Source organism: Plantibacter sp., from assembly GCF_059073635.1.
Window position 1 is genome coordinate 241389 of record NZ_JCACOF010000009.1, and the last position, 17348, is coordinate 258736.

Sequence of the window (17348 nt, forward strand, 5' to 3'; positions counted from 1 at the left end):
CGTGGCGGCCGTCCGCGGCGGAAGTGGTCTGGCGTACCGGCCGAAGGCGGGGGAGATCCCCACCATGCCCGGCGTGTACCGCTTCAGCGACGACTCGGGCCGGGTGCTCTACGTCGGCAAGGCGATGAACCTCCGGGCGAGGCTCAGCAACTACTTCGCGCCCCTGCACACCCTCCACGAGCGCACGCGCCGCATGGTGACGACCGCGACCGGGGTCACCTGGACGACGGTCGGCAGCGACGTCGAGGCGCTGCAGCTCGAGTACACGTGGATCAAGGAGTACGACCCGCCGTTCAACGTCAAGTTCCGCGACGACAAGTCGTACCCGTACCTCGCGGTCACCCTCGGTGACGAGGCGCCGCGCGTCATGGTCACCCGGAACACCCGGATCCCGGGGGCCAAGTACTTCGGTCCGTACCCGAAGATCTGGGCCGTCCACGACACGGTCGACCTCATGATCAAGGTCTTCCCGATCCGCACCTGCTCCGACTCGGCGTACAAGCGGGCCATGGCCTCGGGGAAGCCCTGCTTCCCCGGGCAGATCGGGCGATGCGGCGGCCCGTGCTCCGGCAAGGTCACCATCGAGGAACACCGCGCGATCGTCGACGACTTCGTCTCGTTCATGGTCGGCAACGACCGCCGGTTCACGACGCGCATCACCGCCGACATGAAGGCCGCAGCGGCCCGCCAGGACTACGAGTCCGCGGCCGTCTACCGGGATCAGCTCCAAGCGCTCGACCAGGTGCTCGCGAAGAGCGCGGTCGTCCTGCGCGACGCAGTGGACGCCGACCTGTTCGGCATCGACCACGACGAGCTCGCCGCGTCGGTGCAGCAGTTCATCGTCCGTGGCGGCCGCATCCGCGGAGTGCGGTCGTGGACCGTCGACAAGGAGCTCGACATGTCGACCGCCGAGCTCGTCGACAGCGTCGTCCAACGGGTGTACGCCGCCGCGAGCGGGACCGAGGTCCCGCGAGAGGTGCTCGTCCCGGAACTGCCGGACGACGCCGAGAGCCTCGAGGACTGGCTGGCCGAACGCCGCGGCTCGAAGGTCGCCCTCCGCGTCGCCCAACGCGGCGAGAAGGCGACGCTCATGGAGACCGCGGTCGTCAACGCCAAGCAGGCCCTCATGCTCTACAAGACCCGGCGCAGCTCCGACTTCGTCGCCCGGACACAGGCACTCGAGGACATCCGCGATGCGCTCGGGATGCCCGAGGCGCCCCTGCGGATCGAGTGCTTCGACGTGTCGCACCTGAGCGGTACCAACATCGTGGCGTCGATGGTGGTCTTCGAGGACGGGCTGTCCCGCAAGGACGAGTACCGCCGCTTCGGCGTCGCCGAGTCCACCGACGACACCGACTCGATCTACCAGGTCGTCTCCCGGCGACTCGCGCACCTGACGTCGTCCGAGCCCGTCGAGACGGTCGACGAGACCACGGGGGAGCGCAAGCGCCGGAAGTTCACCTATCCGCCGCAGCTCCTCATCGTCGACGGCGGGCAACCACAGGTCGCCGCCGCCGCACGTGCGCTGGAGGAGTCCGGCCTGACCGGGATCACCCTGTGCGGACTGGCGAAGCGACTGGAGGAGATCTGGTTGCCCGACGACCCGTATCCGGTGATCCTGCCGCGGGGGAGCGAAGCGCTGTTCCTCCTCCAGCGGGTCCGCGACGAGGCGCACCGGTTCGCCATCAGTTTCCAGCGACAGAAGCGGAAGCGCGACATCTCGACCGTCCTCGGCGAGATCCCGGGGCTCGGTCCGGCGAAGGTCCGCGAGCTGCTCAAGCACTTCGGATCCGTCGCCCGCCTGAAGACCGCGACGCCGGCCGAGATCACCGAGGTCAAGGGCATCGGCGACAAACTGGCGGCCACGGTGCACGAGGCGTTGACCTCCGGCTCCGCACAGCCCTCGCAGGCCTCGCGGAATGGGTAGGCTGGGACTTCAGACCTTCGAGGAAAGCGTGTCGATGACCCCGGGCCAGCCGCAGCACCAGCAGGAAGTCCTCATCGTCACGGGGATGTCCGGCGCCGGACGCTCCACCGTCGCGAACGCGCTCGAGGATCTCGGCTGGTACGTCGTCGACAACCTGCCCCCGCAGATGCTCCGTCCCCTCGTCGACCTCGCCGAGCGCGCCGGATCACGTCTGCCGCGGATCGCCGCGGTGGTCGACGTCCGCGGCCGCGACTTCTTCAGCGAGCTGCAGGAGATCGTGCCGGCGCTCCGGGGCGGGACGCACCTCCGCATGATCTTCCTGGAGGCGACCGACGCGGCGCTCGTCCGCCGGTTCGAAGCCGTCCGCAGGCCGCACCCGCTGCAGGGCGAGGGCACGATCCTCGACGGCATCGTGGCGGAGCGTCACCGACTGAGCGAGATCCGTGAGTCGAGCGACGTCATCATCGACACGAGCGACCTCAACATCCACCAGCTCGCCACGACCACGCGTGAGCTCTTCGCCGGCGCGGAGACACCGGGTGTCCAGGTCACCGTGCTGAGCTTCGGGTTCAAGTACGGCCTGCCGCCTGATGCGGACCTCGTCGCCGACATGCGGTTCCTCCCGAACCCGTTCTGGGTTCCGGAGCTGCGTGCGTTGAGCGGTCAGGACCCCGAGGTCAGTGAGTACGTGCTCTCGCAGACCGGAGCCGCCGAGTTCCTCGAGAGCTACGCCCACGCCCTCGAACCCGTCCTCGCCGGGTACCAGCGCGAGAACAAGCGTCACGTCACCATCGCCGTCGGCTGCACGGGGGGCAAGCACCGCTCGGTCGCGGTCGCCCTCGAACTCGCCGACCGGCTGCGGAACCAGTCCGGCGTCGCCGTGCACGTCCGGCACCGAGACCTCGGGCGCGAATGACGCCCACGGGCCCGACGCAGCCGCGGCGGAGCCCGAACGGTCCGAGGCACCACGCCTCCGGATCGCGAACATGCAGGATCGACGCCGCACTCCGACGGCGCGATCACGACAGATAGGAACCACCGTGGCCCTCACCGCCGACGTCAAGAACGAACTGGCGCTCGTCCGCGAGACCCGCAACTCGGTCCGAGCGGCCGAACTCGCGTCCCTGCTCCGCTTCTCCGGCGGACTCCACACGATCTCCGGGCGCGTGGCGATCGAAGCCGAACTCGACAGTCCGACCCTCGCGCAGCGGGTGCGTCGTGACATCGGCGAGCTCTACGGGATCCGCAGCGAGATCCTCGTGCAGAACCCCGGCAGCTCGGGCAAACCGAGCCTGTTCGTGGTGCGCGTCATCGAGGGCGGCGAGACCCTCGCCCGGCAGACCGGACTCCTCGACGCCCGACGGCGTGCGGTCCGCGGGCTGCCGAACCGGCTGACCACCGGGTCGCGCGACGAACTCGCCGCCGTCTGGCGGGGGGCGTTCCTCGCCACCGGGTCCCTCACCGACCCCGGCCGATCGGCGTCGCTCGACGTCGTGTGCCCCGGCAACGAGTCCGCGATGGCGCTCGTCGGTGCCGCCGGCCGCATCGGTGTCTCCGCGAAGGCGCGTGAGGTCCGCGGCATCCACCGTGTCGTCATCCGCGAGGGTGACGCGATCAGCGGCATGCTGTCGCTCATGGGTGCCACCGGCACCGTCACCTCCTGGGAGGAGATGCGGCAGCGCAAGGAGGTCCGGGCGACCGCGAACCGCCTCGTCAACTTCGACGACGCCAACCTGCGCCGCTCCGCCCAGGCGGCCGTGGCGGCCTGCGCGCGCGTCGAGCGCGCCCTCGAGATCCTGGGCGACGAGGTCCCCGACCACCTGCAGTACGCCGGTGCCCTGCGCCTCGACCACCGTGAGGCCAGCCTCGACGAACTGGGCCACTTCGCCGACCCTCCGATGACGAAGGACGCCATCGCCGGCCGCATCCGGCGCCTGCTCGCCATGGCGGACAAGCACGCGAGCGATCTCGGCATCCCGGGCACGGACGCCAACCTCCCGGCGGATTACGAGGACTGAAACAGCTCGTGAATCCTCGCCGACCCGCCATCGTCGCGGTTCGTCATGCTGGGAACAAGCCCCGACTCCCGACGGTTGCCGCTCACTAGACTGGGTGATGACGCTCAGAGCCGTGTGCAGACAGCGCACGGGACAACACGAGGAGATCACGAAGAATGGCTGTTTACTCACTGCCCGAATTGCCGTACGACTACAGTGCGCTCGAGCCGCACATCAGTGCGACCATCACCGAGCTCCACCACGACAAGCACCACGCCACCTACGTGGCCGGTGCGAACACGGCCCTCGAGAAGCTCGCTGAGGCCCGCGACGCCAACGACTTCACGAACGTCAACAAGCTCGAGAAGGACCTCGCGTTCAACCTCGGCGGTCACGTCAACCACACCATCTGGTGGAACAACCTCTCCCCGGACGGCGGCGACAAGCCGACCGGCGAGCTCGAGTCGGCCGTCGACGAGTACTTCGGCAGCTTCGACAAGTTCCAGGCGCACTTCACCGCCGCGGCGCTCGGCGTGCAGGGTTCCGGATGGGCCGCGCTCACCTGGGACACCCTCGGTCAGCGCATCAACATCCAGCAGTTCTTCGACCAGCAGGGCAACTTCCCGGCCGGCACCGTCCCGCTGCTGCTGCTCGACGTCTGGGAGCACGCCTACTACCTCGACTACAAGAACGTCCGCGCCGACTACGTCAAGGCGTTCTGGAACATCGTCAACTGGGCCGACGTCCAGGCACGCTTCGAGGTCGCGCGCAAGCAGACCAACGGCCTGCTGGTACTGTCGTAGTTGACCGGTCCGTCCCGGTCCCACGGGCCGGGACGGACCACCTTCCTCCTCACTCGGGGAGGGCGCTCACTCCGAGCAGACCGTACAATCGCGCCGTCTGGCGCCTCAGTATCAGGAGTCATCTGTGTCCGTCAAGATCGGCATCAACGGCTTCGGCCGCATCGGCCGCAACTTCTTCCGCGCCGCCCTCGCCAAGGGCAGCGACCTCGAGATCGTCGCTGTCAACGACCTCACCGACAACAAGGCGCTCGCCCACCTCCTGAAGTACGACTCCATCACGGGTCGTCTGGACGCGACGGTCGAGCTCGACGGCGACAAGATCATCGTCAACGGCAAGCCCATCATCGTGCTCGCGGAGCGCGACCCCGCCGACCTCCCCTGGGGCGAGCTCGGCGTCGACATCGTCATCGAGTCGACCGGTCGCTTCACGAAGTCCGACGACGCCCGCAAGCACATCACCGCCGGCGCCAAGAAGGTCCTCGTCTCGGCTCCCGCCACGGGCAGCGACGTCGCCACGATCGTCCTCGGCGTCAACGAGGGCACCTACGACGCCGCGACGCACGACATCATCTCGAACGCGTCCTGCACGACGAACTGCCTCGCGCCGCTCGCCAAGGTCCTGCTCGACAACTTCGGCATCGAGCGTGGCCTCATGACCACGGTCCACGCCTACACCGCCGACCAGAACCTGCAGGACGGCCCGCACAGCGACCTCCGTCGTGCGCGCGCCGCCGCCGTCAACATCATCCCGACCTCCACCGGTGCAGCCAAGGCACTCGGCCTGGTCATCCCGGAGCTCGTCGGCAAGCTCGACGGCTACGCCCTGCGCGTCCCGGTCCCGACCGGTTCGATCACCGACCTCACGGTCGAGCTGACCAACCCGGCCACGGTCGAGGAGATCAACGCCGCGTACAAGGCTGCCGCCGAGGGCCCCCTCAAGGGCATCCTGAAGTACACCGAGGACCCGATCGTCTCGAGCGACATCGTGACCGACCCGCACTCCTCGATCTTCGACGCCGGCCTCACCAAGGTCATCGGCTCGCAGGTCAAGGTCGCCTCGTGGTACGACAACGAGTGGGGCTACTCGAACCGCCTCGTCGACCTCACCGAGTACGTCGCGGACCGCCTCTAACCAACCGGCTGTCTGCCGCACTCCTCACCCGAGCAGCCAGACACCGCATGGTCCGAACGGGCGTCCTGAATCATCTTCAGGGCGCCCGTTCGGCTTCGTCGGTGGTCGTGGCTCAGCGCAGAGAAAGACCCTCCTCATGACCCTCCGCACCCTCGACTCGCTGGGCGACCTCAGCGGTCGCCGAGCCGTCGTCCGCCTCGACCTCAACGTTCCGCTCAAGGACGGCGTCATCACCGACGACGGCCGCATCCGCGCGGCACTCCCCACCCTCAACGCGCTCATCAACCAGGGTGCGCGTGTCGTCATCGTCTCGCACCTCGGCCGCCCCGACGGCACACCCGACGCGAAGTACAGCCTTGCGCCCGTCGCGCAGCGACTGTCCGAACTCCTCGGCAAGCCCGTGACCTTCGCCGCCGACACCGTCGGCAGTGCCGCGACCGACGCCGTCGCCGCGCAGACCGACGGCGACGTCGTCCTGCTCGAGAACCTGCGCTTCAACTCCGCCGAGACCAGCAAGGACGCCGGCGAACGTGAGGCGTTCGCCGCCAAGCTCGCCGCCTTCGGCGACGTCGTCGTCTCCGACGGCTTCGGTGTCGTCCACCGGAAGCAGGCGAGCGTGTACGAGCTCGCCAAGCTGCTCCCGAGCGCTGCCGGGCTGCTCATCGCCGCCGAGCTCGAGGTCCTCGACCGTCTCACCGAGACCCCGGAGCGCCCCTACACGGTCGTCCTCGGCGGCTCGAAGGTCTCCGACAAGCTGGGCGTCATCGGCCACCTGCTGCCGCGCGTCGACTCGCTGCTCATCGGCGGTGGCATGCTGTTCACCTTCCTCGCCGCCCAGGGGCACGCCGTCGGTTCGAGCCTGCTCGAAGCGGACCAGATCGAGACCGTCCGCGGGTACCTCGCGAAGGCCGACGAGCTCGGCGTGACGATCGTCCTGCCGACCGACGTCGTCGTCGCCTCGGCGTTCGGTGCCGACGCCGAGCACGTCGTTCGCCCGGCCGACGCCATCGAGGACACCCCGTTCGGTGCCTCAGGACTCGGACTCGACATCGGACCGGACACGGCTGCAGCGTTCGCCGAGATCGTCGCCGCGTCCAAGACGGTGTTCTGGAACGGCCCGATGGGTGTGTTCGAACTCGCGCCCTTCGCCGCCGGTACGCGCGCGGTCGCTGAAGCACTCACCCGCACGGACGGCCTGAGCGTCGTCGGTGGCGGTGACTCGGCCGCAGCGGTTCGTGCGCTCGGCTTCGATGATGACCAGTTCGGTCACATCTCAACTGGTGGCGGCGCCAGCCTCGAGTTCCTCGAGGGCAAGCGTCTGCCTGGACTGGAGGTCCTCGGATGGCAGCAGTAACCCCCGGGCGCACGCGTGTGCCCCTGATCGCCGGCAACTGGAAGCTCAACCTGGACCACCTCCAGGCGATCGCCCTCGTCCAGAAGCTCGATTGGACGCTCAAGGACGGCAAGCACGACTACGCCGACGCCGAGGTGGCCATCTTCCCGCCGTTCACGGACCTCCGCTCGGTCCAGACGATCGTCGCCGCCGACAAGCTCAAGCTGGCCTACGGCGCGCAGGACCTGTCGCAGCACGACTCCGGCGCCTACACCGGTGAGATCTCCGGGGCGTTCCTCGCGAAGCTCGACTGCCGCTACGTACTCGTCGGACACTCCGAGCGCCGCACCCTGCACAACGAGACCGACGAGGTCGTCCAGGCGAAGACGGCCGCAGCCGTGCGACACGACCTCGTCCCCGTCATCTGCATCGGTGAGACCGCCGAAGACCTCGAGGAACACGGCCCGTCGGCCGTCCCCGTGGCGCAGCTCAAGGCGGCCATCGACGGACTCGCACCGGACGCGGACATCGTCGTGGCCTACGAGCCGGTGTGGGCCATCGGTTCCGGTCAGGCGGCGACGCCCGACCAGGCGCAGCAGGTCGCAGCCGCTCTCCGCAGCACGCTCGCCGAGGTCCTCGGCGACGAGGCGGCGCAGCGCACGCGGATCCTCTACGGCGGTTCGGTGAAGGCCTCGAACATCGCCGGCTTCATGCGCGAACCCGACGTCGACGGCGCCCTCGTCGGTGGTGCGAGCCTGCTCGCCGACGAGTTCGCCGGGATCGCCCGCTTCTCGCAGCACGTCGGACTCTGACCGACCTGCTGCACCAGCAGCACCGACACGGCTCGGCCCGCGGCACCAGCCGCGGGCCGAGCCGTGTCCGCTGAACCGTCGAGGTATACTGGACGGCGGTTCAGCCCCTCTGAACGCGAATGCGAAAGGTCTCACGTGGAGATTCTCCAGGTCATCCTGCAGGTGCTGCTCGGCATCACCAGCCTCCTGCTCACCTTCCTGATCCTGCTGCACAAGGGCCGCGGCGGCGGTCTGTCCGACATGTTCGGCGGCGGCTCCTCCAGCAACCTCGGTTCGTCAGGGGTCGCCGAGCGCAACCTCAACCGCTTCACCGTCATCCTCGGCCTGACCTGGGGTGCCTGCATCGTCGTGATCGGGCTCCTGACGAAGTTCGCCGCCGCCTAGACCGGCCGCGAAGCCCCGATCCCGGGGACGCAACTCGACGCACCACACCCGAACCACTCTCGACAGTACGAGAAAGAGGAAACACCATGGCATCAGGCGGAAGCGCTATCAGGGGATCACGCGTCGGCGCCGGTCCCATGGGCGAGCAGGACCACGGCTACCACGCGGACCGCATCGCCATCTCCTACTGGGACGCCCTCGGCAACGAGACGGTCCGCCACTTCGCGGCGAACGTCCCCGACGAGGAGATCCCGGAGACGATCGACTGCCCGACGTCCGGTCTGCCGGCCGGTCGCGACAAGGCGAACCCGCCGGAGGTCGCGAAGCTCGAGCCGTACAAGACCCACCTCGCCTACGTGAAGGAACGACGCACGGAGGAAGAGGCCGAGCAACTGCTCGAAGAGGCACTCCAGCAGCTCCGTGCACGCCGCGGTACGGCAGCGAAGTAACCGCACAGCACCACATGCAGAAAGGCCGTTCCCCGAGGGGAACGGCCTTTCTGCATGCTGGCACCGGATCGGCGACCGGTCTCCCGCTAGTACTCCGGGAGGATCAACGAATCCGGGACCTCTGCGGCCGCATCCTGGTCGACGAAGAACACCGTCCGTTTGCGTCCCTTGGCCCCGGCGGCGGGGACCTCGTTGTAGCTGGCACCCGCGAGGGCGAGGCCGAGTGCCGACGCCTTGTCGGTGCCGGCGAGGACGAGCCAGACCCGCACGGAGGAGTTGATGGCCGGCCGAGTCAGGCTGAGTCGTTCCGACGGCGGCTTGGGGGAGTTCCGCACCGGGACCACCGAGGTGTCGGTGACCGAGACCTCGGCCCGCTCGGGGAAGAGCGATGCGACGTGACCGTCGGGACCGACACCAAGGAACGTGATGTCGAACCGCGGGTGGTCCTCGCCGGGCCGCGCGAACCGACGGAGCTCGTCCGCGTAGCGCACCGCAGCGGCGTCGAGGTCGATGCCGTCCTCCGGCGCCGGGTATCCGTGCACGTGTTCGGCGACGAGGCCACGCTCCGGAAGCGCCAGCAGGGTCTCCAGCAAGGCCTCGCGTGCCTGCAACTCGTTCCGATCGGCGTCGTCCCGAGCGACCCAGCGCTCGTCCCCCCACCAGAGGTGCACCCGGGACCAGTCCACCCGGTCGCGGTCCTTCGACGCGGCCACGGCGGCGAGCGTCCCCGTGCCGACCGTACCGCCGGTCAGGACGACGTGGACCATCTCCTGCGACTCGAGCAGTTCACGGGTTCGGGAGAGGAACCGCTTGGCGACCGAGGTCGTCAGCTGGTCGCGGTCCTGGTAGACGAGGACGCGTCGCTCGGTCGGCATCAGCTGGTCCGAGCGCGGAGCGTGACCGGCTCGCCGAGGCCGGGGAGGCCCACGGTGATGACCTGTCCGTACAGGACGTCCGGGTCGAGCGTGCGCAGCTCCTCGGCGAGGCAGTCGCGCAGACTGCGACGGGGGAGCGAGAGGTCGTGCGTCGGCTGTCCGGGCTGGATCAGCGTCGCGATGTCGGGAACGGGTCGCTCGAGGACGACGTTGCCGGACGCCCGCGTGAGGCGGACACCGTGGATGCCGCTCGACCCGTGCGCCATGCTGAGTTCGTGGGTCACGTCGACCTGCAACTGCAGCTGGAGCCAGGCGGCGAGCAGCTCGGTCGACGGGGAGTCCGATGCTCCGGACACCTCGATCGCCGTGACGGGCTCGTACGGCGGCTGGTCGAGCACCGCCGCGAGCTGTGCACGCCAGAGCGTGAGCCTGGTCCACGCGAAGTCCGTGTCTCCGGGGGCGTAGTTCGCCGCGCGACCGCGGAGGGCGGCGTGGGTGTCCGCCGCCGCGGACGCGTCGGTGATGCGACGCTGGGCGATGCGGCCGATCGGTGACGTCGAGACGCGTTCCGGTGCCTCTCCCGGCCACCAGGCGACCACGGGCGCGTCGGGCAGGAGCAGACCGGTCACGAGGCTCTCCTCGTTCTCGGCGACCGCACCGTAGGCGCGCAGGATGACCACCTCGCTCGCTCCGGCGTCGCCGCCGACGCGGATCTGGGCATCGAGCCGGTCTCCGATGGAGGAGTGCTGGTCGTCGTGCTCGGTGGAGAGGACGATGACCCGCATGGGGTGCTCGCGGGAGGCCTCGTTGGCGGCCTCGATGGCCTCCTCCTCGGCTCCGAGCCGCGTCGAGATCACCAAGGTGAGCACGCGACCCAGGGCGACGGCGCCGCCGTCCTCGCGGATGGTCACGAGCGCCTTCGAGAGCTTGCTCGTGGTCGTGTCTGGCAGGTCTACGATCATGGTCGTCTCCAGGTGCGTCCGTCGCGGTTCATGAGGTCGTCGGCCGAGGACGGGCCCCAGGTGCCGGGAGCGTACTGCTCGAGCGGCGTGTCCTGAGCGGCCCAGTACTCCTCGATCGGGTCGAGGATCTTCCAGGAGAGCTCGACCTCCTCGTGACGGGGGAAGAGGGGCGGGTCGCCCAGCAGGACGTCGAGGATGAGACGTTCGTACGCCTCGGGGCTCGCCTCGGTGAAGGCGTGGCCGTAGCCGAAGTCCATCGTGACGTCGCGGACCTGGGTGCCGGCACCCGGGACCTTCGAACCGAAGCGGATGGTGACACCCTCGTCGGGCTGGACCCGGATGACCAAGGCGTTCTGGCCGAGCGCCGAGGTCTGGCTCTCCGCGAACAGGTACTGCGGAGCACGCTTGAAGACGACCGCGATCTCGGTGACGCGGCGTCCGAGGCGCTTCCCGGCACGCAGGTAGAACGGCACGCCGGCCCACCGACGCGTGTTGATGTCGAGCCGCATGGCCGCGTAGGTCTCGGTCGTCGACTCCGGGTTCATCCCGTCCTCGTCGAGGAAGCCCAGCACGTGCTCGCCGCCCTGCCAACCACCGGCGTACTGCCCACGGGCCGTCGCGGCCCCGAGGTCGTCGGGGAGGCGGACGGCCGCGAGGACCTTCTCCTTCTCCGCGCGCAGGTCTGCGGCGTTGAAGGAGATCGGCTCCTCCATCGCCGTGAGGGCGAGGAGCTGCAGCAAGTGGTTCTGGATGACGTCGCGCGCTGCTCCGATGCCGTCGTAGTACCCGGCGCGACCGCCGACGCCGATGTCCTCGGCCATGGTGATCTGCACGTGGTCGACGTAATTGGCGTTCCAGATGGGCTCGTACAGCTGGTTCGCGAACCGGAGCGCCAGGATGTTCTGGACGGTCTCCTTGCCGAGGTAGTGGTCGATCCGGAAGATCGAGTCCGACGGGAAGACCGACTGCACGATGTCGTTCAGCTCACGAGCCGTCTTGAGGTCGCTGCCGAACGGCTTCTCGATGACCACCCGGCGCCACTGACCGTCAGCGGGTTCCGCGAGTCCCGAGCGACGGAGCTGCTCGGTGACCTGCGGGAACGCCTTCGGTGGGATCGAGAGGTAGAACGCGTGGTTGCCCATCGTCCCGCGATCCGCATCGAGCTCCTCGATGGTCTCTTTCAGCTTCTCGAACGCCGCGTCGTCACCGAATTCACCGGGGACGAACCGGATGCCCTGGGCGAGCTGGTTCCAGACGTCCTCGCGGAACTCGGTCCGGGCGTACTGCTTGACGGATTCGTGGACGACCTCCATGAAGTCCTGGTCCTCCCAGTCCCGTCGGGCGAACCCGACGAGTGAGAAGCCAGGGGGCAGGAGGCCCCGGTTCGCCAGGTCGTACACGGCCGGCATCAGCTTCTTGCGGGACAGGTCACCTGTCACGCCGAAGATGATGAGGCCGCTCGGACCGGCGATCCGATTGAGGCGTCGGTCGGTGTCCACCCGCAGCGGGTTGGACTCCGGGGTGATTTCCACCGGGGACATGAAGCTCCTTGTGCAGTGACGCGCTAGTCGTTGACGGCGTCGAAGAGGGTGACGATGTTCTGGTCCGGCGACGTGAGGGTCAGCGTGAGGACCGGACGACCGTGCTCGGCGAGGACGCGGGCGTCGCCGCCTGCCTGGGCCTCGATGAGCTGGCCGAAGGTGAACGGGCGCTCGGGGATCTCCAGGTCGACGGGGGCCGTCTCGGTGATCTGCAGGAACACGCCGTTCGCGGGGCCGCCCTTGTGGTACTGACCCGTCGAGTGCAGGAAGCGCGGACCCCACCCGAAGGTCGTGGGTCGTGCCGCCTTCGCCGCGACGAGGTCGCGGATGCTCTCGAGCTGCGGGGAGGCAAGGCGGTCGACGTAGCCCTGGATCGCGACGTAGCCGTCGGAGGGGAGCTGCGCGAGCAGTGCCTCGACGGCGCCGGACAGGGTGGTCACGCCGTCGAGCAGACCGGCCGAGCCGCGGACCTCGACACCGTCGGCGACGAAGGCGGGTGCCTCAGGCTCCGGACGGTTGTCGAGCAGACCACGGGTGGCGACCTTCGCGGACTCGACGTCCGGCTGGTCGAACGGGTCGATGCCGATGAGGCGCCCGGCGACGACGGTCGCGTACTCCCACACCAGCATCATCGCGCCGAGGCTGCCGCTGACGAGGATCTCGCCCTCGTGGCGGTCGTGGCGCAGCAGGTGGAACTCGTGGGCGTCGTCGACGATGCGGACGATCTGGAGGTCGGCCGGCTTCGACTCGAGCTCGGGAGCGAGCGGGTTGAGCACGACGGGCAGCAGGCCGCGACCGGACTTGCCGGTCGATTCGGCGATGAGCTGTTCGGCCCAGTCGGGGAATCCGACGATGTGCGTCCCGTCGGTGATGAGACCGACCTTGTCGCGCAGCGGAACGGTGCCGCCGATCGCCGCACCCAGGATGAGTCCCGGGTTCGACGCGTCGTCGATCGCGAGTTCGCCGAGCACCGCGTCGGCCTCGTCGAGCAGTGCGCCGATGTCGACACCGGCGAGACCGGACGGCACGAGACCGAAGGCGGTGAGCGCACTGTAGCGACCGCCGACGTTGGGGTCGGCGTTGAAGACCCGGTAGCCGGCCTCGTTCGCCGCCGCCTCGAGCGGGGAGCCCGGGTCGGTGACGATGACGATGCGGCCCGCGGGGTCGATCCCCGCAGCCGTGAACGCGGCCTCGTAGGCACGGCGCTGGCTGTCGGTCTCGACGGTGGAGCCGGACTTCGAGGAGACGACGAGCACCGAGGTCTCGAGGCGGTCCGCCAGGGCCGCGAGGACCTGACCGGGAGCGGTCGAGTCGAGGACGGTGAGGTTGCCACCCAGCGTGTTCGTGATGACCTCGGGTGCGAGCGAGGAACCGCCCATGCCCGCGAGCACGATGTGGTCGATGCCCTCGTCGTTGAACTGCTCACGGAGCGCGAGGATCGGCTCGACCAGCGGGCGGGAGATGGAGACCGCCTGGACCCAGCCGAGGCGCTTGGACGCCTCGGCCTCGGCCGCAGGACCCCACAGCGTGGGGTCCTGGTCCGTGATGCGCGACGCGACGAGGTCGCTGACGAGCGTCGGGACCACCGATGCGACAGCGGCTTCCGCCGCGCCGCTCACGCGGATCTTGAAGCTCACTTGGAGGCCTCCAGAGCCGTCTTCACGGTCTCGAGCAGCTCGTCCCAGGACACGATGAACTTCTCGACGCCCTCACGCTCGAGCAGCGCCGTCACCTCGTCGTAGGACACGCCGAGTGCGGCGATGGCGTCGAGGACCTCGTTCGCAGCCGCGTAGGAGCCGGTGACGGTGTCGCCGGTGATGACGCCGTGGTCGAAGGTCGCCTCGAGGGTCTTCTCCGGCATGGTGTTGACGACGCCGTCGGCGACGAGCTCGGTCACGTAGAGCGTGTCGGGGAGGTCGGCGGACTTGACGCCCGTCGAGGCCCAGAGCGGACGCTGCTTGTTGGCGCCGGCCTCGAGGAGCGCGGTGGCACGCTCGCTCGCGAACTCCTGCTCGAAGACCTGGTAGGCGAGCTGGGCGTTCGCGACGCCGGCCTTGCTCTTCAGCGCGATCGCCTCGGGGCTGCCGATCGCGTCGAGGCGCTTGTCGATCTCGGTGTCGACCCGCGACACGAAGAACGAGGCGACCGAGTGGATCGTCGAGAGGTCGTGGCCCGCGGCCTTGGCCTGCTCGAGACCGGTGAGGAACGCGTTGATGACCTCGCGGTAGCGGGTGAGGCTGAAGATCAACGTGACGTTGACGCTGATACCGGCGCCGATGACCGCGGTGATGGCCTCGAGGCCCTCGACCGTCGCGGGGATCTTGATCATCGCGTTGGGCTGGTTGACCTTGGCCCAGAGCTGCTTGGCCTGGTCGATCGTCGAGGCTGCGTCGTGCGCGAAGCCCGGCTCGACCTCGATCGACACGCGGCCGTCGTACCCGTTGGAGGAGTCGTAGACCCCACGGAAGATCTTCGATGCCGCGGCCACGTCGTCGGTGGTGATCTCGAAGACCGCCTCGGTGACGTCCTTGCCGTCGGCGGCGAGCTGGGCGACCTGCTCGGCGTAGACGTCGCCGTTGCTGAGCGCGGACGCGAAGATCGTCGGGTTCGTCGTGACACCGACGACGTTGCGGTCGGCGATGAGCTGCTCCAGCCCACCGGACTGGATGCGTCCGCGGGAGAGGTCGTCGAGCCAGATGCTGACGCCGGCGGCGGACAGCTGGGCGGTTGGGGTTTCAGTCATGTTCTTCTGTCTCCTTCGCCCGGGCTACTTGCCGAGCGTCTCGTGTGCTGCGGAGACGACTGCCTCCGTGGTGATGCCGAACTCACGGAACAGCGTCTTGTAGTCGGCGGACGCACCGAAGTGCTCGATCGACACGGTCCGGCCGGCGTCGCCGACGATGCTCTTCCAGGTCAGGCCGAGACCCGCCTCGACGGAGACGCGTGCGGTGACGGCCTTCGGGAGGACGGACTCGCGGTACTCGGCGGACTGCTCCTCGAACCACTCGAGTGCGGGCACCGAGACGACGCGGGCGTTGACGCCCTCGCCGCGCAGGACCTCGCGGGCCTCGACGGCGAGCTGGAGCTCGGAGCCCGTCGCGATGAGGATGACGTCCGGCGTGCCGCCGGGCGCCTCGGCGAGGATGTACGCACCCTTGGCGACGTTCGACGCTGCAGCGAAGGTCTCGCCGGTGGCGTCGCCCGTGCCGCGCTCGAACACCGGGATGTTCTGACGGGTCAGCGCGATGCCGGTCGGGCCGCCGCGACGCTTGAGGATCTCGAGCCAGGCGTAGGCCACCTCGTTCGCGTCACCCGGTCGCACGACGGCGAGGTTCGGGATGGCACGGAGCGAGGCGAGCTGCTCGATCGGCTGGTGCGTGGGGCCGTCCTCACCGAGGGCGACGGAGTCGTGGGTCCACACGAAGATGGACGGCACGTTCATGAGCGCGGCGAGACGGACGGCCGGACGCATGTAGTCGCTGAAGATGAGGAAGGTGCCACCGAACGCGCGGGTCGGGCCGTGCAGGACGATGCCGTTGAGGATCGCGGCCATGGCGTGCTCGCGGATGCCGAAGTGCAGGACGCGACCGTAGGGGTTACCGGTCCACTCGTGGGTGGAGTGCTCGCTCGGGATGAACGACGCACCGCCCTCGATCGTCGTGTTGTTCGACTCGGCGAGGTCGGCCGAACCGCCCCAGAGCTCCGGGATGACCGGGCCGAGGGCGTTGAGCACCTTGCCGGATGCGGCGCGGGTCGAGACGTCCTTGCCGGCCTCGAACACGGGCAGCGCCGACTCGACACCCTCGGGGAGTTCGCCGGCCTCGAGACGCTCGAGCAGCGCAGCGCGCTCCGGGTTGGCCGCGGCCCAGGCGTCGAACGTCTGCTGCCACTCGGCGCGTGCCTCGGCACCGCGGTCGATCGCCTTGCGGGTGTGCTCGATGACCTCGTCGGCGACGAAGAAGTTCTGCTCGGGGTCGAAGCCGAGCACCTCCTTGACGGCCGCGAGCTCCTCGGCGCCCAGCGCCGAACCGTGGATCTTGCCGGAGTTCTGCTTCTTGGGAGCCGGCCAACCGATGATGGTCTTGAGGATGATGAGCGACGGCTTGTCGGTCTCGGCCTTCGCGGCCTCGATCGCGTCGTTGAGCGCGTGGACGTCCTCGACGTACTCGCCCGTCTTCTTCCAGTCGACGACCTGGACGTGCCAGTGGTAGGCCTCGTAGCGGGCCTTGACGTCCTCGGTGAAGGCGATGTTGGTGTCGTCCTCGATCGAGATCTGGTTGGAGTCGTAGATCGCGATGAGGTTGCCGAGCTGCTGGTGACCGGCGAGCGAGGAGGCCTCGCTCGTGACGCCTTCCTGCAGGTCGCCGTCGCCGGCGATGACGTAGACGAAGTGGTCGAACGGGCTCGTGCCGGCCTCGGCCTCGGGGTCGAACAGGCCACGCTCGAAGCGGGACGCGTACGCGAAGCCCACGGCGGAGGCGAGCCCCTGGCCGAGGGGACCGGTGGTGATCTCGACGCCGTCGGTGTGGCCGTACTCCGGGTGACCCGGCGTGAGCGAGCCCCAGGTGCGGAGCGCCTCGAGGTCGGAGAGTTCCAGACCGTAGCCGCCCAGGTAGAGCTGGACGTACTGGGTCAGCGAGCTGTGCCCGACCGACAGGACGAAGCGGTCGCGTCCGAGCCAGTCCTGGTCCTTCGGATCGCGTCGCATGACCTTCTGGAACAGCAGGTAGGCGGCGGGGGCGAGACTCATCGCCGTTCCCGGGTGGCCGTTGCCGACCTTCTCCACCGCGTCGGCGGCGAGGATGCGCGCCGTGTCGACTGCTTTGCTGTCAATGCTTTCCCACTGCAGATCTGCCACTGAATACTGACCCTTCTCATCGGAACAGGAGGCCGACGAGCGGTCGAGCCTTCTTCTGTGCGTTCGCGGCCCACGTCGTCTTCGGCGTCCGAGCACACGACACCGCTCTTCGAACTGGGTGAAGGGGGGCGCACGCGTGCACAGTGGCTGGCGAGCACTTCCCAGCATAGCGAACCCCTGCAGCCGAGGGTCGATGTTCGACGAGCGCGAACACGCGACGTCACGGATCGTCGCAGAGCTTGCAGGACAGGCGTGACCCGGTGAGGGACCGCGCG

15 protein-coding genes are annotated in these 17348 nt (G+C 68.8%); 9 read left to right on the plus strand and 6 right to left on the minus strand.

The annotated features are described in order from the left end of the window. Nucleotide 1 precedes the first annotated feature (1 nt). From uvrC to AC5JOC_RS11165, 9 genes are all read left to right on the plus strand, one after another. Nucleotides 2–1927, plus strand: a complete 1926-nt coding sequence (gene uvrC / locus AC5JOC_RS11125) for an excinuclease ABC subunit UvrC (RefSeq protein ID WP_079705955.1) — start codon at nucleotides 2–4, stop codon at nucleotides 1925–1927. 34 nt (nucleotides 1928–1961) lie between these two features. Next, nucleotides 1962–2843 (plus strand): RNase adapter RapZ, encoded by an 882-nt coding sequence (gene rapZ / locus AC5JOC_RS11130; RefSeq protein ID WP_064296920.1) that lies wholly within the window; start codon nucleotides 1962–1964, stop codon nucleotides 2841–2843. 124 nt (nucleotides 2844–2967) lie between these two features. Next, complete coding sequence (gene whiA / locus AC5JOC_RS11135) at nucleotides 2968–3945, plus strand: DNA-binding protein WhiA (RefSeq protein ID WP_064296921.1); 978 nt, start codon at nucleotides 2968–2970, stop codon at nucleotides 3943–3945. Between the two features lie 155 nt (nucleotides 3946–4100). Beyond that, nucleotides 4101–4727: a superoxide dismutase gene (locus AC5JOC_RS11140; protein WP_064296922.1), complete on the plus strand. Its 627-nt coding sequence runs from the start codon at nucleotides 4101–4103 to the stop codon at nucleotides 4725–4727. A gap of 124 nt (nucleotides 4728–4851) precedes the next feature. After that, nucleotides 4852–5859, plus strand: a complete 1008-nt coding sequence (gene gap / locus AC5JOC_RS11145) for a type I glyceraldehyde-3-phosphate dehydrogenase (protein WP_064296923.1) — start codon at nucleotides 4852–4854, stop codon at nucleotides 5857–5859. A gap of 136 nt (nucleotides 5860–5995) precedes the next feature. Beyond that, nucleotides 5996–7213, plus strand: a complete 1218-nt coding sequence (locus AC5JOC_RS11150; RefSeq protein ID WP_079705956.1) for a phosphoglycerate kinase — start codon at nucleotides 5996–5998, stop codon at nucleotides 7211–7213. After that, nucleotides 7201–8004 carry a triose-phosphate isomerase gene (tpiA, locus tag AC5JOC_RS11155; protein WP_079705957.1) on the plus strand — a complete coding sequence of 268 codons (804 nt, stop codon included), beginning with the start codon at nucleotides 7201–7203 and terminating at the stop codon, nucleotides 8002–8004. Before AC5JOC_RS11150 ends, tpiA begins: the two co-directional genes overlap by 13 nt. A gap of 135 nt (nucleotides 8005–8139) precedes the next feature. After that, nucleotides 8140–8388: a preprotein translocase subunit SecG gene (secG, locus tag AC5JOC_RS11160; RefSeq protein ID WP_056005661.1), complete on the plus strand. Its 249-nt coding sequence runs from the start codon at nucleotides 8140–8142 to the stop codon at nucleotides 8386–8388. An 86-nt stretch (nucleotides 8389–8474) separates the two neighbouring features. Next, nucleotides 8475–8837, plus strand: a complete 363-nt coding sequence (locus AC5JOC_RS11165; RefSeq protein WP_064296926.1) for an RNA polymerase-binding protein RbpA — start codon at nucleotides 8475–8477, stop codon at nucleotides 8835–8837. A gap of 86 nt (nucleotides 8838–8923) precedes the next feature. On the opposite strand, the gene pgl is transcribed toward AC5JOC_RS11165, so the two are convergent. From pgl to tkt, 6 genes are read right to left on the minus strand one after another with little or no spacing between them, the layout of a single operon-like run. Continuing rightward, nucleotides 8924–9712, minus strand: a complete 789-nt coding sequence (gene pgl, locus AC5JOC_RS11170) for a 6-phosphogluconolactonase (RefSeq protein WP_229938891.1) — start codon at nucleotides 9710–9712, stop codon at nucleotides 8924–8926. Then, entirely contained in the window at nucleotides 9712–10674 is a 963-nt protein-coding gene (locus tag AC5JOC_RS11175) for a glucose-6-phosphate dehydrogenase assembly protein OpcA (protein WP_079705959.1), read from the minus strand. The genes pgl and AC5JOC_RS11175 overlap by 1 nt, the downstream gene beginning before the upstream one ends. Next, nucleotides 10671–12215 (minus strand): glucose-6-phosphate dehydrogenase, encoded by a 1545-nt coding sequence (gene zwf, locus AC5JOC_RS11180; protein ID WP_064296929.1) that lies wholly within the window; start codon nucleotides 12213–12215, stop codon nucleotides 10671–10673. Before zwf ends, AC5JOC_RS11175 begins: the two co-directional genes overlap by 4 nt. Before the next feature lie 23 nt (nucleotides 12216–12238). Next, on the minus strand, nucleotides 12239–13852 hold the full coding sequence (locus AC5JOC_RS11185) for a phosphoglucose isomerase-related protein (protein ID WP_064296930.1): 1614 nt from the start codon (nucleotides 13850–13852) through the stop codon (nucleotides 12239–12241). Further along, entirely contained in the window at nucleotides 13849–14958 is a 1110-nt protein-coding gene (gene tal / locus AC5JOC_RS11190; RefSeq protein ID WP_229938894.1) for a transaldolase, read from the minus strand. Before tal ends, AC5JOC_RS11185 begins: the two co-directional genes overlap by 4 nt. Before the next feature lie 24 nt (nucleotides 14959–14982). Then, nucleotides 14983–17073 (minus strand): transketolase, encoded by a 2091-nt coding sequence (gene tkt / locus AC5JOC_RS11195; protein ID WP_064296932.1) that lies wholly within the window; start codon nucleotides 17071–17073, stop codon nucleotides 14983–14985. Between the last annotated feature and the right edge of the window lie 275 nt (nucleotides 17074–17348).